The 588-nt window shown below is 54.1% G+C and carries 1 protein-coding gene; it reads left to right on the plus strand.

Annotation, left to right across the window (positions count from 1 at the left end):
- The coding region (gene vgrG, locus QQF33_RS03440; protein WP_285157384.1) for a phage late control D family protein at positions 1 to 588 on the plus strand (588 nt) is incomplete at both ends.

Raw genomic sequence — 588 nt, forward strand, 5'->3', positions numbered from 1 at the left:
TGTTTGACGGGACACCGGCGCTGCCGGTGCGGACGGTTTTTGGCGTAGTGGCGTCCTTTCGCCGCGTGTCCACCTCGAATGATGACACCCATTACGCGCTGACGATCGTTCCCCGTATTGCCCTTCTGGACTATACGAAAGGGAGCGAGATCTATCTCAATCAGTCGGTTACAGAGGTGGTTGAACAGGTATTGCGTAAGCACGGTCTGGAAGGTCCTGATTTTGAGTTCCGTCTCTCCCGTGAGTATCCATCCCGTGAGCTCATCACCCAGTGGCGGGAAACCGACCTTGAGTTTATCCAGCGTCTGCTGGCAGAAGTGGGCATTTACTGGCGCTATGAAATGGACAGCCGTCTTGAACAGGATGTGGTTATTTTCCAGGACAGCCAGCAGCAGTATGAATTTGGTGTCACCCTGCCATTGCGTAATCAGGCCGGGATGAGTGACAGCGGGCAGGAGAGTATCTGGGATATTCAGGCTGGCTACAATGTCGTGAGCGGGAGTGTGGCCACCCGTGACTACAACTACCGTGAAGCACTGAAACCTCAGGACAGTTCCGAAAGCATTTTCAGCAAGGAAGGGATCACCA

It is taken from the genome of Lelliottia wanjuensis, assembly GCF_030238365.1.
Lineage (GTDB): Bacteria > Pseudomonadota > Gammaproteobacteria > Enterobacterales > Enterobacteriaceae > Enterobacter > Enterobacter wanjuensis.